The following is a 14,355-nucleotide window of genomic DNA, read 5'->3' as shown; positions in this document are numbered from 1 at the left end:
TACCGTCAACTCTTTGATAGGTTGGCAAACCGAAAAGCGCTGCTTACCTAGTCTAACGCACGACATTTCTCTTGGAAAGTAGTGACCGGGTCATTGCGAGGGGCAACATCAAAAATCGGGGCATCGTAAGCAATGGGACAACATCGGCAATCTCGTGTTTGGCCTGCGCCATCATGAGGCGCGCTGCAGGCCAGCCTTCCGTGTCGGAACGCTCCACAAAGCTTGTCCAGATTTGCTTGATGGCGGGAGGCGTCGAAATCGTGACTCATGTTGCCCCCCCGTTTCCATGTCAAGCAGGGCCTCGTAGCGCTCAGCGGAGCCAACTGGGCGCTCACCTTCTGCATGTGTCGCTGATCGGCGCTATGGAGTAAGCGGCCAGCGATCCCAAGCTGAGTTGCTTGGCCACTTACCTATGGAGCCATTCCGGGATCAGCGAATATGCACCAGCGCAGGATCGGCGTTATGGCGCGACTCCGCGACCGGCGTGAAGAAGCCAGTCGATGATCGGCGTTTATCTGCGTCCGCAAACCACGACGCGTAGGCCGATCCTGCCTCAAATCACAGACACGATGGTGGGCGTGAAGGACGTCCACGCCCGCTGCCCCATCAATCGCGATCATTGATGTTCATCCGCCTTCTGCTATCGCCGCGAAGTAGCAGCCATGCAGTGCTGTCCTGCGACCCTTCCTTTTGCCGGGCCCTCCTGAGCCCTATGATCAGCGGCGTCATTGGGCATCGACAGATGCATACTATCGAAAGATATTACGCTGGAACAGCGCTACGTTCCCAATGGTGAACGAGCCGCACGCATTCGGATCGACAAGATCCACTTTCAGGCCGTTCACCCGCTCGAGCATGAGCCACCGAGGATAGGCATCCAGTGGGACGATCAGCACGCCATCTTCAGCAGTAAAGGTCAGGTTCGCCGCTGGCCCCGGAGCCGACTGCTGATCACCCCACCATGACAATCTGAAGCGCGGCGTGACGCGGCGGTCCGCGCACGAAAACTCGAAACGAAGCAGACCGGCGTTGTGACCAGAGACCCCGAGTGTGGACAAATCGAAACTCAATTGCGGATTGCCACCCGTCGCCTTGTAGGTACCCGATTCGTGGCTCAGATCGCGCAACGTGGGAGTCAGGTTATCGAGCATTGCGACGCGGGTCATTTTCTTCGCCAGCGATCGGTCTGAGCGTCCCCACGCCACAGGAATCTGGCTCAATTCATGCGTCGAGAACGCCATATCCTGTAACTCCAATCGATACTCTGCCTGTTGCGCCGGCTCGAGACGCACGTCGACCACGCCGGGATACCCCGCCAGAACGGCTTGAATCGTGCCGCCGTCGACCCAGATGACATGTTTGTCCACGGACAACTTCACGACTTTGCGTAACTCGCCGTTGGGCAAACGAAGTTGTGTGCCCGGCGAGAAGGCGGACATCGGCGTGCTCGGGTCAAGTAACAAAGCCGCTTCGCTTCGGCTTACGCCGCGGTCCCAATTGGCATCAGTCAGGTTCATCAGCCCAACGGTAAGGTGCTCGCCCTGTCCGTCAGCGAGTGCCTGCTCGCTGAACCCAAGAATGACCCCGTCCGACCATACCGGCGTGTAGTGATTCATCACGAATCGGTAAAGCACCGGATCTCTCAACGCGAGGCCGCCGCCGTCATACGTGATGTTGTCCGCCGCCAGCAAAGCAACCTTGGGTAAATTACGCGCCAGGCTTTCGGTCGCGCGCTGTTGTTGTTGAGCAGGCACAAGGTTGTATGCCGCGGTCACCTGCATCGTAACCGGCCGGCCGAAATAGAAAGTCTGCGCGTTATGCGACGTCAGATCGAGGTAGCCGACACCTTGGGGCAATTTGCTATCGAGTAACGTATTGAGTTTGACGAGCCGAGCCCATTGTTCGTCCAGCACCATCGCCCGGCCGATGTTGGGCATCCCCGCGTCCGCGCCGACTTTTAGCGGTGCGATTGGAATCGACGACGAAACCGCCGACACGACAGCGGAAAATTTTAGCGTTGAGTAGTTCAATGCCGCACACACCCCGGCGATAAGCACAGTCAACGCTACGCGATTGATCTTGAGATTCGAGTGCCACGCAACGACGGGTATGAGCACCGACCAGCCGAATATTGCCGCGAAACCCGCGCGAGACATATCGCCTGGATCGATGCGCCCCATCGAATAAGGCGTCAGCAACAGTGCAAACAACATCACAACAAGCGCCGGCAGAAACATCGCATCTCGGGTCGCACGATTCTTAACGCCCGAATACACCATCATCAAGCCGAGTGCCGGCGCACTGAGCCACAACATCCTCATCGTTTCGAAGACGAGCCCCGACTTCGGAATACCCGCTCCCCAACTACTCGACCAAGGAATGCCGTAGGCCACCTGATTGATCGGGCCATTTTCGAGCACATACTGGATTGCGCCAAACAGCATTGCAGCCAACGGGGTGGTAAACGCAAGCACCGCCAATGCCACAGACACTGAAGCGAGCAACTTCCAGCCTTCGCGTTCGCCGTTTTTCCGCATGCACCATACGGCTTCCAGGACCAATACTCCCGATGCGGCAGCAAGCAACAGCCCCGCCGGCGGCACGCCCAGCACGACAATTGGCGCAGTTACGAGCCATACCGAGAGCCACCGTGCGGGCCTTCCCCGCAACCTCGCGCTGAACCACAGGCATATGAAGGGGGTGAAAAACAGAAAAGCCGTTCTACCGCCAATGAAGAATATGGAAATCAGCGCAAGTCCAAGGCTTCCCGAAAACTCGAAGAGGGCCAGAAAAGCGATCAAGGCCAGCATTGTCGAGCCCAAGCGATTTGCCTCGAAAATGCTGGATGCCGTACCATCATAGAACATCACGGACAGCAGACCCGGTAAATCGTCCTCCATAAAGCCGTGAGGAGAGAGATACCCCACGTACGGTATCACACCGTGAAGGTACGACCACCAACCGACCAAATTCTGCCCAAACTCGTAATCGTTCGGCGAAATGGACGGCCCATTCGTGCTGCCACTCTTGAATGCGATCAGCAATGCAAACAAAGCGAGCGGAGAGAACAGGACCTTGTAGCCCTGCTCGGGGTGCCGACGATATTCCGCATAGCGCCGCAAGACATCGACCATCGCAACGACGACCAGCAGCAGCACAAGAGCCTTTAAAGCCCACGTCGTCGAGTACTTGTCCAGCGATCCGTCCGGAAGCGTAAATCGCGCGGGATACAACGTCAGGAAAAACAACGCTAACCCCAATTGGCCGATAGAAAGACTTCCCGGCAAAAGGCTCGACGCTCGGCGGGGCGCAAAGGCCGAGGTCAATACCGCCAGCGACAGCACGCCCATGATTAGCTTCGATACCCTCTCGTAACGCGCGACATCAACGTGCCCGACAAGGCCCACTGGTCCGCGCCCCAGCACGAGTGCGATTTCGAGCGGCACCAGAGCGAGCAGGAACACCGAGAAAAGGCTCAGCCCCGTCACCCATGGCGACACGCGAGCGGTCCTGTCCGCCTGTATCCAGGCAGTTAGCCCGAGAATTAGCACCCCAGTTGCGGAAATGAACAGTACGGTCGAGTCTATCGACGGGCCGGTCAGCAGTGCCGCAATCGCCACGACGGACGGAATCGACCACCATAGCAACTGTTCAGCGAGATTCCGCCCATACGAGGAATGCGTCCTATCACTCTTCAGCCTCTTGATTTGCGCAGACAGGAATGCCCCGCTCGCCAGCAGCACGCCAAGAAAAAACAGCGGCGAGAAAATATCCTGGAACTTTGATTCAGCTCCCCACGTGATGTTGCCGACAATAAAATCCGAATATGTCGGCGCAAACGCCATGCGCAGACCGATTGCGAGCGCAGCCGCGGCCAGACAGACCGACGCCACCACCACGCCCGCTCTTTCTGTATTTGTTAGTTGGTTTGGCATTGAACGTATCTATTCACTGTGAAGATTCTGGCTTGCGCGATGGCTACCGTCGCGGCAAACGCATTGACGCGTGCACCTTCACGTCACACCGGGTTATATGCCCCGAAGCATGCCTTGAAAAGCACCTGCAACACCGACAGATTGCCCTTTACGCTACTGATTTTCGTCGGCACTTCGCCCTTGGGATAGCGGCGGGCCGTCGCAAGTTCCAGGCAGCGATAACCGAGCTTCGGCGCGCGATACGACAGGTACGCAAGCAACTCGTATGTCGAGAACACATCGCGAAACGGCGCAACTTTCGGATCGAGCAGCATCCTGCGGCTATAAGCGCGGAACCCTTGCGTCGTATCAGTCCAGTGAAAGCCAGAAAACAGGCTTAACATCGGTGCATGAATCAGCCGGATAGCCAGATCGCGAGACTTCGGCGTGTTCTCTGCAATGCCCCCCTTCAGATAGCGGGACGCCTGCACGAAATCTACACCGCGCTTCAGCTCTTCGATAAAACGCGAAATAGCATTGGGATCGTCCTTGTCGTTTCCGTCGATCGTGACGATGCCTTCATATCCCTGATCAAGCGCAAACGCATACGCACAGCGCAACTGCGCGCTCAGCTTCCCGGGGCCCGTCTTTAGTACCAGAGTATGGACGCCCTTGCTCTTCAGGAACTCGAGATCGAGAGAACCGTCGACGCTGCCACCGTCGACGATAATTACATCTGCCATGCTGGCAATGTCAAGCGCCACCATCCGTTCGAGCAGTTTGCGTATGCGCGCACCCTCGTTGATGACCGGAATCACAACGCACCACGGGCCGCGCGGCTCCGATGTCATCTGAATCTTGAAAGCGGGAACCTGCCACGTTGCGCGAACGAGCTGCGGGATTTCGAGTCTCATTGAGGTTTGTAATCCTTTTCTATTTCACCCTACTCGGGCGGTAATAAGTGCTACACCTGCGATGATGAACAGGATCCCCGCACCGACGGTCCACGGAAAAGGTTCGCGAAAAATAACCACCGATAGCACCGCCACGCTCGCAATTGCGCCGGCGGTCAGCACGGGTTGTGCGACGTTCAGCGGCAGCCGGCTGAGCGCCGCCGCATAAAGCAGAAAGGCGGCGCCGTACAGCGCGAGGCCAAGCCAGAACGGTCCGTTCCTCAGCGCACCGATCGGATCGGCGAGACTCGGAAAGCGGCGCGGCGGCATCATCGCGATCTTGACCAGCACGCTCGCGGACGCGTTCGACGCAATGCCCAGCACGAGAATCAGCCACTTCATACGCATATTCCATCGTCGACGCGATAGTTGCGAATCGCCTCGGAAACGGCTCGGCGAATCGCGTCTATCGGCGAGCCGATTTTTGGCGCAAGCATTTCGATCGATACGACCTGCTCGGGAATCAGAGCCGCCAGCACCTCGGCCACCGCGCGATGATTCGTGCCGCCCTCCCCGAGCGTGACAAGATTAGGTTCGCTTGCGTGCACATGACCGATTAAGTGCGCATATTTCGTGATGACTTCACGTGGAGTTTCTCCGTTGATCGTGAGCGCGCCCGTATCGAGTTGCATGCGGATCGCCGGATGCGCGACAGCTGACACGACCGTAGCGGTATCGCAACTGTTGGTCATGAAGTTGGCACCGTAGCACAGCGGATTAGGCTCTAGGCAGATGATTACACCCTGCTCCGCGGCAATGTCCCCGAGACGACGGAAGAACACCACCGCGATCTCGTGCGCGGCCTCGTCGCCGAAACCGGCGCGGTCGCGATTGCGGGGCGAGCCGAATACAAGCCGCGTCGCGCCAAGACCCGCACCAACGCGGCACACTGCGCGCAAATGATCCAGCATTGCCTGCTGCGACTCGGCCGTGCCGAACACATTCAACCCGGTTGTGCCGAATAGCAGCGACTGCATTCCGATAATCGAGATGTCCCGCTCCGCCCAATATGCGCGCACGCGCGCGATGTCGTCGCTGCCTGCGGTCTTCGGGAACGGGAAGTACTTCCCCGGTGCCACGTCGATAGCATCGACGCCATACTGACTGAGAATGTCTGCGACCTGCTGATCGTCGGCAATTTCCCAAGCAATATTCGAAATCGCGATTCTCATACGATCTCCGGCGATTCGGCTTTGTCCTTCACCGGCTCGGACTGTGCATACGTGCGCACTGCCTGAATGGTTTCGCGCTTGCTGTACTGATATGAACCCACGACCCCAAAATGTCCGGCATGCAATGTGCGAAAGTCGTAGCTCGCAGGGTGCGCGACCGTATGCTGCTCGAACGGCCTGCCGAAACCCGCTTCGGAAACTTCGGCCACGGTGACTGGCTCGGCGGTCAGATGGACTAACTTCAGACCCGCCGCAAGTGCGGTCTTGATGTCATACCACAGATTGACCATTGGATAAAACTGGAACGACCCGCGGCTATCGATTGCTCTGACATTGTTGTCGTTCAGGAAATCGAAGATCACATTCTTGCGCAGTCCTGGCCCGACGAGGCCCGGCAGACGCACGATCAGGTGATCCGGGAAACGCGATTCGACGAATTTTTCCAGCAGCCGTCGGTTCAGCCCATATGCGTGCAGGCCCTCCTCGTGCACCGGCGTGTTCTCGTCGATGCCGATCGGATTACGAAAAACGTCCACTGTGCTAACCAGAACGAATCGCTCGCACCGTATCGTGGACAGGTGATCGATCAGTCCTTCGATCTTCTCGCGGTCCGCTTCCGGTTGCGCATTCGCGATCCACTTCTGCGCCGGCGCGCCCGCCCCGACCACAAGATCAAATGACCTGCCGCGGATCTCCCCAATATCGGTGGAGCGAAATTGCGCATCGAAATGCCTTTGCTTCAACAGGGTCGAGCCGACAAAGCCAGAATATCCAATCAGTGCATCGTTCATTTGCCTGTTCCCAATACGGAATGCGCATGCGAAGCGGAAACAAAGGTCTCTGCATCCAGCTTTTCAAGCACGTCGTAGATGTTGTCAATCTTACCGCCGAGTATCGAGTAGAGTCCGCTTGAAGCGGGTTGCTGCTCAAACAATATCGGCCTGCCATCGTCGCCTTCATTTTTCACCAGGACCGTCTTGACTTCGAACAGCGAATCAGCGTACCGGGTATCGTAAACTGCGGGAAAATAGCGCCCCACGTCCCTTACCATGCGCTCAACGCGGCTGTCACGTTCGTAGCCACTCAGTCTTTTGTATGGGTCATCGCCCGGCACGTCCATCCAGCTCGAATGCGGCGTATAACGCACGTGCGATAGCGTATGAAGGCCGCGTGCGGGAAATGGCATCATCGAAAAAAACGGACCGTCCATCACAGTGACACCAAGACCGCGCAGTTGCGGCGAAGTCTCAACGAGCGCCATTTCCGTAATCTCATGCTTGAGCTTCGTCTGCGTGCCGCGAAAGTCTCCGTCGAACTGATTCAGCCCACTATAGGTGCAATTAAAAACGTACTTTGCGTGCAAGGTCGTGGAATTCTCAACGCCGCATTCGAGCGCAAAGCCTTCGCGCTGCCGATAGATGCGCTCGACGCGTGTATCGAGACGCACATCAACGTCGAACTCGGCGAGTTCCCGCCGCGCCCAGTCAGCAAGCTTCGTGGAATCGAAAGCATACTCTTCGACTAGAAACACCTGTTCGATCAGACGTGGTTCGAACAGTTCACGAATCTCGCGCGAGGCCGGCTGCAAGTCCGCGCCGATCACATGGCAAAAGCGCTCGAACTGCCGCGCCGTCACCTTGGAATTACGCCGCGCGATCGCATAAACTTTCGTAAAATCGCGCTTCACCGCATCCGGAAAATCGCGGACAAAACGAGGCAGATTTACGCGACTGCGAAAAGCAGTTGTGAAGCTGCGCGGATAGTGATAACCGTTGTGGACGCGCGCCTGATTGTTGTACGAAGCTCGGTGCAACAACGCGGATTCGCGCTCGATCAACGTCACCGTTTTCAGGCCGCGCTGTTTTTTCAAGTAGATTGCAATCGCCGTTCCGTAGAAGCCTCCGCCGATGACCACAGCATCTTGCATGTCCGATCCTCCCGTTCGCTCAGGAGAAATGCTGCGAGTCGCCCACATCCGCACGTTGGGCCTTTGACAATCTGACGTCTTCGATATTGAGCTTCTGGCGGCGCGTCATAACGCTGCTCGTGAACTCCTGCGCAACGTGGTACAGCGGACCTTCGTTGCTGAGCCGCGCCATTTGCAATATGTATTCGCCAAGGACCAGCAGCACGAGCGAGACCAGAAAGAACATACCGGATTGCTGCAGAGACAGCGTCACCCAGCCTGGCGCAACATTAGACTTCAGCAGCCCAATTGCGATCACATAGATCGAGTAGATCAAGTTCGACACCGCGCCGAACAGTGATAACGCGGTGACGAGACGCATTGGCGCCTTCGTCGTCGATACGAGCAGGCGAATCCCGCGGTCGATGCTGTGCGACAGACGCTTCGCATGCACAGTCTTCGGCGGCGTGCTGTAGGTGAGGTTCACGCGCGCAAAACCGCCCGTGGCCGGCAGATAGCGATACGTCAACGAGGGCATCGGATGCTGCAGCATGAAGTTGATCACACGCTTGCTGAGCACGCGATATTGCGGCGCGTCCTTCGCCAGATGCACGCCATTGGACCATTTGTACAAGGCATTGAACGCGCTGAGGCAGCCGCGATACGCCCAGCTTTGCGCGGGCTTCTGTTCATTGGCCGCGAACACGACGTCCGCGCCGCCGGCCGCCTTGTCAAGCATCGTCGGCAGGAAGCAGATGTCGTCGACGAGCGGGTCAACCACCGCAACGAAATCGCCGAGGGCGTTCTCGAGCCCCACCCATGAGCCCGTGTCTGAGTCGACCTCCTTGGTCAACGCGTACACCTGAAGATTCGGCATCCCGCGCTCGCCCGCGAGTTCCTTGAGCACGGCGATACTATCGTCATCGGACGCGTTGTCAACGACGATAATTTCGTAGTCGCTTACGAGCGTCCCCGTGAGCAAGGCCGCGTCCTTTAGGATGGCTTCCAGACCGCGCGCCTGATTGCGTACGACAAATACGACGGACAAAAACACCGGGAAAAACACCACCTACCCCCTTTGGCAATAACTCTGGTGAAACCGCCCCGTCCCGAATGGCTTCGCGCGAACTGCACCAAAACTGGCCCCCAAGCCTTGGTGCGCCGGTTAAATTGTGTCTAACTAAGCCGGCACCGGCTGTTTACCGCAAATTCTTCCAAATTGCAAGAACTGCATCTTGCCACCATGACTTCTTCATGCCGAGCGCATACCTAGTCCCAACGCGTGCCCGGAAACCGCCATTTCGTCACTCATGTCACTAGTGCGACGTTGCGCTCGTCCTGTACACGTCCACCTCCCTCGGCTCCAACCGACTGATCGGCGGCCCAGGCAACGGCAGCGACTGGCTGGGACCACTCAGCCGGTTACATTGCGCTCGTTCTGGCGCCTCCTGTGTCCGGTCAGGCGAATATCTGAAGCACTGGACGCATGGGCGATTAGCGGCATTCAGACGTGAATTGCGGCTAAAACACGCGCTGTACTAGTGCAAGAAACCACGACACGTGTACAGACCGATTTCCTCCCGCAAAGCAGTCGCTTACAGAAGTGCTTAGCTCGGCAAGTCACGACGCCACCGTCAAGCAACCGCCTTCACTCTTGGGGGCCAAGCCAAGCCAAAATCCTCCTGATCAAGCGTCAGGTTCGGGCTATAGGCGGGATCGTCCTTCAACAAATTCCCCCAGCGCTTCAGCATGTATTCGATCTCGCCGTTGAAGCGCGCTAGTTTCACCGGATTGTCTTCGAACCCTCGTGTCGCCGATTCGTGGTGATACAACTCCGCATACGGCGTCCATACATTGCGGTAGCCCGCCTCAAGAATACGAATGCAGAAATCGACGTCATTGAAGGCGACCGTCAGGTCGGTTTCGTTCAAACCGGACACTTCGTTGTATATCGACTTGCGCACGATCAGACATGCTGCAGTGACGGCCGAGAAGGAACTTATCAAGCTGGCGCGGCAAAAATAGCCGGGATAGCCTCGCACCGCGTTTTTGTGCGCGTGCCCGGCGACACCTAGGAGACCCAGGACGACGCCACCATGCTGCAACGTGTCGTTCGGGTACCACAGCTTCGCCCCTACCGCGCCGACTCCCGGCTGAAGTGCGATCCCGACCATTTCTGCGAGCCAATCCGGAGAAATTACTTCGATATCGTTGTTGACGAGCCCGATCAACTCTCCATTCGCTATCTCGACCGCCGCGTTGTTCAGTGCCGAATAGTTGAATGGCCTGTCGTCACGCAGAATGCGAACTCGAGGATCATCCTTGAGAGAATCGAAATAGCTCAGCGTTGCAGGGTCGTCGGAACCATTGTCAACTACGATGATTTCGTAGTTATCGTATGACGTTTTCTCAACGATGCTTTCGATGCATTGGCGGATCAAATGGATCCCGTTTCGCGTCGGAATGATCAGACTCACCAGAGGCACCTTGTCGGGCAGCTTGTATCGAGCACGATAGCCGACACCCGTATATTCGACCACGCCGGCCACGTTCGTCCTTTCAAAATGCTCGTTGAGTGCGCGTTCCCCCGCTATAGCAGCGTATGGTTTTGCGTCCACGCCGGAAGCCGTACTTTCCGCATGAACCCGCCAGTGATATAGAACGCGAGGAATATGATGAATTGCCTGGACATCCACGCGTTCGATACAACGCAATGCCAGATCATAATCTTGAGACCCCTCGAGCCCGACACGGAAGCCGCCCACGTCCTCCAGCAGGGTCTTTCTATAAACACCCAGATGACTGAACATGTTGTGGGAATAGAAGAGATCAGGATTCCATGCACACTTGAAGTACGGATCGCGACGTCTCCCGGACTCGTCTATCTTGTCCTCGTCCGAGTAGATCAGTTGCGCGGCCGGATTGTCATGAATCGCATCAGCAACGCAGTAGAGCGCATGTTCGGGCAGCAAATCATCGTGATCGAGCAGCGCAACCCACTCGCCCGTCGCCAGCCCTAGTGCACTGTTCGAAGCGGCGGAGATATGACCGTTTTCCTCGCGGAATACCACCTTGATCCGCTGGTCGTCGCGAGCATACCGCTCCAGCAGCGAGCGAATGGCAGGATTAGGCGAGACGTCGTCGGCAATGCATAGCTCCCAGTTCGGGTAGAGTTGATTGCGCACAGATTCGATCGCTTCCGACAGCCATTCGGGCTTCGGGTTATAGACCGGCATGACCACTGAAATGAGTGGCGACTTCTCCAATTGTGCAATACGCTGGCGAATCGATTTTCTCATTTCATCATCGACCTGGTCATAGCGCCGGATCCACTCCGCGTAGTCACCTTGAGCACCCGCCCCAGGAGCCCCACTACGGAGCCAGTTGATCCGCTGCCGCACCCCGGAGAGGCCCTCACGACGATACACGGCGTACGCCTTGCGCAACGCCACGCCGACACCGGCTCCTGCGGTTGCCCGACGTACAACAGTTCGCGTTTTGTTCATCGCCATCTTCGGCCAGCGTAGAGGCGCTGTGAGACGCCAGCAGGTCGAATGGACGAGCAAATTAATATCTCGACGCAGACCGTCGATCTGCTCCTCACGCGCGGAGACCTGGAGTTTCAGATCCTCCACGCATGCCGCCATTTCCTCTCTTTCATCGTGCAGCTTAGACAGTTGGCTACTCTGCCGCTGCGACTCTTTCTGGAGGTCCAAAATTCTCCGCTCATATCGCTCGTTCGCATGCCGCAATTCTGTTAGTCGACCGTCAAAATGCGTGGTCTGGTACTGTGCGGCGGCAAGTTGTGCTTCACGAGACGCAACCGCATTCCGCAGCGAGTCGATTTGTGCGAGTTGCTCATCGACGCGCTGGCTCAGGCGAATTGCCTCGTCGGCGGTCTGCTGCCACGATTCCGCCGGCGATCGCTCGAGAGCCGACCATTTATTGTCCGTTTGTGGTGGAACTATAGACGCCCCTGATTGCGCATTGAGCGCCGTCAGCGATGCGGCGACGGCCTCATCCTCACCAACGATGACGCGCCGGCCGAGAACATTCTCCCTCGCAGTCGCCTTACGGACTATACAAATCGAATCAACGAACTCCACCGAATGAATCATTCCGAGCACGTCATCGGACAGGCCAACCCTATACTCGTCGGCGAACCCTTCAAGCAGCTTCGTCGCGCGCGTATCGATCCCCCAATGTTCGTGATTGATCACATCGGTAAGCTGCTTGAAAAACGCTATCGATGAATAGGGGTGATGCAGCCCGCCGTCGTACTCCTTCCAATAGCTACAATGTAAATCCTCGGCTATGTACACGCCGCCGTCTTCGACTCGCTCAAAATAGCGCAGGAACGACTTAACAATATCGCCAGACTTGTGGGAGCCGTCATCAATGACGATATCGAAGCGCTCTGCTTTCCTCGCAATCAAGAGTTCAGTTTCGTCCAGACCCGCGTCTCCGATCACAACAGAAATGCGAGGATCCGCATACTTGAGAACAGCGCACGCCGGATTGATGTCGCAACCGACCACATTACGCGCGTTCGCGAAGAACTGCGCCCAGATTTCAAGCGATCCACCGTTCTGAATCCCGATCTCCAGGATGTTCACCGATCGACTGCGATATGGAGAAAGAACACGATCGTACTCAGTCAGATAAAGCGACCATTTATCCGACAACTTCCCGTGGTGCTCGTCGTATAGCTGTTCCAGTGTCTTCATTCCGAACGACCCTCGTTACTCTACCTGTTTCTTACTATCTGGTCGGCCGGCAAACCACTTCAAGGTGTGACGCACCGTGCGGCTCGGCATATGCACCGACCGTCGACACCGTCAAGTCGTCGACGCCTCATACGCCGCTACAACGTCTTCGGTCGGTCCATACGCGCGCACGCTTCCGCGCTCCATCCACAACACCTTATTGCACACCTTGCGGATCTCCGCATTCGAATGCATCGCAAGTACGACGATCTCAGCGCGACCGTGCAGATCCGCGAGCCGGGCCTCGGCCTTGTGCATGAACGATGCGTCGCCGACGCCCATCACTTCGTCGAGCAACAGAATTTCTGCTTCGACCGCGGTTGATACCGCAAACGCGAGTCGCACCCGCATCCCGCTTGAGTACGTGCGAATCGGCAGATCCAGATAGTCGCCGAGCTCGCAGAATTCCGCGATTTCCTGCTGTTTCGCGCGCACCTCAGCATCCGACATCCCGAGCAGCAGCCCGCGCAATCGAATGTTTTGCATGCCGGTCGAGTTCTCGTCCATGCCGAGGCTAATGTCGAGCAAAGGCACGACCTTACCTTCTCTCGTCACCACACCTGCCGTCGGAGGATAAATACCGGCCATCGCACGAAGGAGCGTTGATTTACCCGCGCCGTTGTGGCCGATCAGACCAATCCGGTCACCGCGCTCGAAACGCACGCTCACGTCGTCAAGCGCACGCACAACGATCACGCCATCGTTGTCCTCGGCAATCCGGTTACGCCGTCCTACGCGCAGTACCTGCTTTTTCAGCGAACGTCCTTGAACGTCGAAAATCGGCAAGTCGAGGGTCACGCTCTTCAATTCGATATATGCCACGTCGTGCTCCTCACACCCAGTATGGAATGCGCTTCAGATAACGGCCAGTCATCAGTAGCGCCAGCGGCCAGCCAAGCACGAGCATCCCAACCGTAACTTCCCACGTCAACACGCTCGGCATTTGACCGATCAACGGCTCGCGCACGACACCGATCAGATACGCAAGTGGATTCCATTCAACGATAAACGCAAAGCGATTTAACGCATTCGGACGGAAAATAATCGGTGTTACGTAGAACGCAACCTGGAGCAGTGCACTGATGATCTGCGGCAAATCGCGGAATCGCGCCGAAAGCAGCGCTGCCAACATCGCCATCCACATCGCATTCAGCACGAACACCAAGAACCCCACGATAAAGACCGGCAACGTCGCCCAGTTCTTCACACCGAAGATGGCAAGCAGCAGAATGATGATCATGAAATTATGTGCCGTAACGATTAAATTCCGCCACACGACCTGCAGGATATAGATCAACTTCGGTGTCGCCATCTGCCGGATATAGGACGCGCTACTGATGTAGGCGAGCGCCCCCTCCTGAATCGTCTGCGAAAACAGCCCCCACAACACGAGGCTCGACGCCAGAAACGGCAGATAGTCCCTCATCGACTGGCCGAATAGTGTGCCGTACACCACGCCAAGTGACCCAATCATCACGCCCATGCTAATCGTCAGCCAGAACGGGCCGACGCGTGAGCGTGCATAGCGCTGCCGCACTTCGAGCCATCCGAGCAGCGTCCATAGGCGCCAGGAGGCAATACTATTTCTTAGATCGAGCAATGCAAGGGAGAACATGCGTTCGGTCTGATTTCTCAGAAAGATGT

At 57.0% G+C, this 14,355-nt stretch carries 10 protein-coding genes; all 10 read right to left on the bottom strand.

Annotation, left to right across the window (positions count from 1 at the left end; genetic code table 11):
• Window positions 1-749: 749 nt before the first annotated feature.
• Entirely contained in the window at window positions 750-3,935 is a 3,186-nt protein-coding gene (locus U5A52_RS23165; protein ID WP_321936398.1) for a hypothetical protein, read from the bottom strand.
• A gap of 83 nt (window positions 3,936-4,018) precedes the next feature.
• Window positions 4,019-4,828, bottom strand: a complete 810-nt coding sequence (locus U5A52_RS23160) for a glycosyltransferase family 2 protein (RefSeq protein ID WP_321936397.1) — start codon at window positions 4,826-4,828, stop codon at window positions 4,019-4,021.
• 24 nt (window positions 4,829-4,852) lie between these two features.
• The gene (locus U5A52_RS23155) at window positions 4,853-5,209 is read right to left on the bottom strand and encodes a multidrug transporter (RefSeq protein ID WP_321936396.1); all 357 of its coding nucleotides are present in this window, start codon (window positions 5,207-5,209) and stop codon (window positions 4,853-4,855) included.
• Entirely contained in the window at window positions 5,206-6,039 is an 834-nt protein-coding gene (locus tag U5A52_RS23150) for a sugar phosphate isomerase/epimerase family protein (RefSeq protein WP_321936395.1), read from the bottom strand. The genes U5A52_RS23155 and U5A52_RS23150 overlap by 4 nt, the downstream gene beginning before the upstream one ends.
• A complete protein-coding gene (locus U5A52_RS23145) occupies window positions 6,036-6,830 on the bottom strand; it encodes a pyridine nucleotide transhydrogenase (protein ID WP_321936394.1) in 795 nt (264 codons plus the stop codon). Before U5A52_RS23145 ends, U5A52_RS23150 begins: the two co-directional genes overlap by 4 nt.
• Window positions 6,827-7,966: an FAD-dependent oxidoreductase gene (locus U5A52_RS23140; protein WP_321936393.1), complete on the bottom strand. Its 1,140-nt coding sequence runs from the start codon at window positions 7,964-7,966 to the stop codon at window positions 6,827-6,829. Before U5A52_RS23140 ends, U5A52_RS23145 begins: the two co-directional genes overlap by 4 nt.
• Before the next feature lie 19 nt (window positions 7,967-7,985).
• Entirely contained in the window at window positions 7,986-8,999 is a 1,014-nt protein-coding gene (locus U5A52_RS23135) for a glycosyltransferase (RefSeq protein ID WP_321936392.1), read from the bottom strand.
• Window positions 9,000-9,579: 580 nt separating this feature from the next.
• Complete coding sequence (locus U5A52_RS23130; RefSeq protein WP_415774044.1) at window positions 9,580-11,451, bottom strand: glycosyltransferase family 2 protein; 1,872 nt, start codon at window positions 11,449-11,451, stop codon at window positions 9,580-9,582.
• A gap of 1,332 nt (window positions 11,452-12,783) precedes the next feature.
• Window positions 12,784-13,533, bottom strand: coding sequence for an ABC transporter ATP-binding protein (locus U5A52_RS23125; protein WP_321936391.1), 750 nt, complete (start codon window positions 13,531-13,533; stop codon window positions 12,784-12,786).
• Window positions 13,534-13,543: 10 nt separating this feature from the next.
• Window positions 13,544-14,326, bottom strand: a complete 783-nt coding sequence (locus tag U5A52_RS23120) for an ABC transporter permease (protein ID WP_321936390.1) — start codon at window positions 14,324-14,326, stop codon at window positions 13,544-13,546.
• Between the last annotated feature and the right edge of the window lie 29 nt (window positions 14,327-14,355).

The organism is Paraburkholderia sp. J8-2 (assembly GCF_905220195.1).
Lineage (GTDB): Bacteria > Pseudomonadota > Gammaproteobacteria > Burkholderiales > Burkholderiaceae > Paraburkholderia.
Note: the sequence above shows the minus strand (reverse complement) of the source record. Positions and strands in the feature narration are given on the sequence as shown.